The sequence below is a fragment of the Acinetobacter sp. GWC1_38_13 genome, assembly GCF_001767535.1.
Lineage (GTDB): Bacteria > Pseudomonadota > Gammaproteobacteria > Pseudomonadales > Moraxellaceae > Acinetobacter > Acinetobacter junii.
The window spans coordinates 4,161-5,415 of the sequence record NZ_MELG01000029.1; the positions used below are offsets into that span (position 1 = coordinate 4,161).

Annotated in this window: 2 protein-coding genes; both read left to right on the forward strand. The window is 48.1% G+C overall.

Annotated features, from left to right (window positions below; genetic code table 11):
* Nucleotides 1-40 precede the first annotated feature (40 nt).
* On the forward strand, nt 41-544 hold the full coding sequence (locus A2003_RS02740) for an NAD(P)-dependent oxidoreductase (RefSeq protein ID WP_286686776.1): 504 nt from the start codon (nt 41-43) through the stop codon (nt 542-544).
* Nucleotides 541-1,255, forward strand: a 715-nt coding sequence (locus tag A2003_RS02745) for a LysR family transcriptional regulator (protein WP_286686770.1), incomplete at its 3' end; no start/stop codon positions are given. The genes A2003_RS02740 and A2003_RS02745, both read left to right, overlap by 4 nt.

Here is a 1,255-nt window from a genome sequence, read left to right on the forward strand (position 1 = left end):
GGTCGGGCGAGCGATTGCGAAGCGCTTATCGAGTTTTGATATGCGGGTGCTTTATTGCGATGACATCGCCTTGAATCAAGAGCAGGAAAAGGCCTGGAATGCACGACAGGTGAGTCTCGATGAATTATTAAGTAGCAGTGACTTTGTTGTACCTATGCTGCCAATGACGCCGCAAACTTTGCACTTATTGAATGCAGAAACAATTGGCACAATGCGCACAGGAAGCTACTTGATCAATGCGTGTCGTGGTTCAGTTGTCGATGAATTAGCTGTTGCCGAAGCACTTGAATCTGGAAAATTGGCGGGTTATGCGGCAGATGTTTTCGAATTGGAAGAGTGGATCCGTGTTGATAGGCCAACAGCTATTCCGCAGGAGTTACTGACCAATACAGCGCAAACATTTTTCACCCCACATTTGGGGTCTGCGGTCGACGACGTGCGTTTCGAAATCGAGCAACTAGCAGCCAATAATATCTTACAGGCACTGACCGGCCAAAGGCCATCCGATGCTATCAATAATCCAATTTTGGAAGGCGTTAATTGATCAATCTTGAACGCGTAGTTACTTTTCTGGCTGTCGTGAATCGGGGTGGCTTTCGTGAAGCAGCCAAGCACACAGGGCTCTCACAGTCAGCTGTGACTCAGCATGTTAGGCGCCTAGAAGAGTCGCTGAGTGTCAATCTGATTGTGCGAAACAACGCAGGTAGTACGCTCACAGAGGAAGGCAAAGTGTTTTTGCCTTATGCGGAAAACCTAGTGCGCACCGGATCCAGAGCGTGCGCATTATTCGACACAAATCGTCTTGTAATAGGCGCGAGCTCGAATATCGGCATCTATGTATTGCCACCGCACTTGAGGCGGTTCAAGAAAACAGCAACTTGCAATTTTGATGTAGTCATTGGCGATAATCTTACCATTGTGAAAAAACTGGAAAACTTTGAAGTCGATGTGGCCATTATGGAATGGTGGGATCAACGAGAGGGATTTGATGCATGCGTTTGGCGAAGTGAAGCACTAGCTTTGATTGTGCCGGTGGAGCATCCGTGGGCCAAATTGGCGAGTATTCCATTAGATTGGCTGAAGGGAGAGAAATTGCTGGGGGGAGAAACAAGTAGCGGCACAGGGCGTCTGTTACAGCATTTTTTCGGAAGCGTGGCAGATTCTATTGGTGTATCTATGCAGCTTGGAAGCACAGAGGCGGTTAAACGGGCAGTACAGGCAGGCTTGGGTATTTCATTGGTGATCTCTTCGTCTG

What these genes read in the sequence shown, in the direction of transcription:
- A2003_RS02740 (WP_286686776.1), top strand. Translation starts at nt 41, where the DNA reads ATGCGGGTGCTTTATTGCGATGACATCGCCTTGAATCAAGAGCAGGAA.